Source organism: Mesorhizobium sp. M7D.F.Ca.US.004.03.1.1, from assembly GCF_003998635.1.
In the GTDB taxonomy this organism is placed as follows: Bacteria; Pseudomonadota; Alphaproteobacteria; order Rhizobiales; family Rhizobiaceae; genus Mesorhizobium; species Mesorhizobium loti.
On record NZ_RZQG01001105.1, the window covers coordinates 1 to 1,755 of the forward strand.

A 1,755-nucleotide genomic window follows, 5' to 3' on the forward strand; every position below is an offset into this window, starting at 1 on the left:
GTGGTATGGTCCGACGGCGGTCCCGGCTTCAGCAGTGTTGATTTCAAGCAGAAGACGGCAGACGAGATTGGCGGTAAGGCCTATGCTGTCAAGCTCGACGTCACCGACCTCGCCTCGATCGAGGCGGCGGTGAAAGCGGTGGAGACGAAGACCGGTGGCCTCGATATCCTGATCAACAACGCCGCTCTGTTCGATCTGGCACCGATCGTCGAGATCACCAAGGCAAGCTACGACAAATTGTTTTCCGTCAATGTCGCCGGCACGCTGTTCATGCTGCAGGCGGCTGCTCGCTCGATGATCGCCGCTGGCCGGGGCGGCAGGATCATCAACATGGCGAGCCAGGCCGGGCGACGCGGCGAGGCGCTTGTCGGCGTCTATTGCGCCACCAAGGCCGCTGTCATCTCGCTGACCCAGTCGGCGGGGCTCGACCTCATCAAGCACCGTATCAACGTCAACGCGATTGCCCCTGGTGTCGTCGACGGCGAGCACTGGGATCATGTCGATTCGCTGTTCGCCAAATATGAAAACCGGCCAAGGGGCGAGAAGAAGAAGCTGGTTGGCGAGGCGGTGCCGTACGGCCGCATGGGCACGGCGCAGGACCTTACCGGCATGGCGGTTTTTCTCGCCAGCAGCGACGCCGAATACATCGTCGCCCAGACCTACAATGTCGACGGCGGCCAGTGGATGAGTTGAGGGCGGGGACCGGCCTCTGCTCTCCGTCCCTCCGCGGGGAGCAGAGGCCGACATCAGAGGCCGCATCGACCTCGCAAGATGTGCTCCCCCCTATCCTCTCCGCGTGAAGACCGGGAGAGGGAGTAACGAAGGCCGAAACCCGGCCAAAGGGTAAAACAGATGACCGTGAAACTCTCGTCCTCAAACCTATCCAAGCTGCCCACTGAGGTCGCCGGTCCGAAGTATGACCGCGCAACGCTCAAGGCCGGTATCGTGCATTTCGGCGTCGGCAATTTCCATCGCTCGCATCAGGCCGTCTATCTCGACGATTTGTTCAATTCGGGCATTGGCCACGATTGGGCGTTGGTCGGCGCCGGCGTGTTCGAGGGCGAGAAGATCGGCCGCGCCAAGCTGGAAGAGCAGGACTGGCTGACCACGGTGGTCGAGCAGGACAGCGGCCATATGAGCGCCCGCGTGACCGGCGCCATGATCGACTTCCTGATGCCCGGCGATGCGGCCGGTATCATCGAACGGCTGGCCGACCCGGCGATCAAGATCGTTTCGCTGACCATCACCGAAGGCGGCTACTTCATCGACCCGGCCTCCGGCGTGTTCAACCCGACCCATCCCGACATCGTCGCGGACGCCCAACCGGGCGCCACGCCGAAGACGGTGTTCGGCATCATTCTCGCCGGGCTGGTCCGGCGTCGCGACGAGGGCACCGTGCCGTTCACGGTGATGTCGTGCGACAACATTCCTCACAATGGCCATGTCACCTCCGACGGCGTCATTGGTCTGGCCCGTTTGATCGACGAGGATCTGGCGAACTGGGTCAGCGAGCATGTCGCTTTTCCAAACGGCATGGTCGATCGCATCACGCCGGCCACTACCGACCGCGAACGCGGCATCCTGGCCAAGGACTTTGGCCTCGAAGACAACTGGCCGGTGTTCTGCGAGCCGTTCCGGCAATGGGTGCTGGAAGACCATTTCACCAATGGCCGGCCGCCGCTTGAAAGGGTCGGCGTGCAGTTCGTCAAAGACGTCGCGCCCTACGAACTGATGAAGATCCGCATCCTCAATGGC

2 protein-coding genes are annotated in these 1,755 nt (G+C 62.5%); both read left to right on the forward strand.

Annotation, left to right across the window (positions count from 1 at the left end):
• Positions 1-693: L-iditol 2-dehydrogenase (locus EN935_RS34395; protein ID WP_127374148.1), on the forward strand; the 693-nt coding region annotated here is incomplete at its 5' end.
• A gap of 159 nt (positions 694-852) precedes the next feature.
• Positions 853-1,755, forward strand: a 903-nt coding sequence (locus tag EN935_RS34400) for a mannitol dehydrogenase family protein (RefSeq protein WP_164771619.1), incomplete at its 3' end; no start/stop codon positions are given.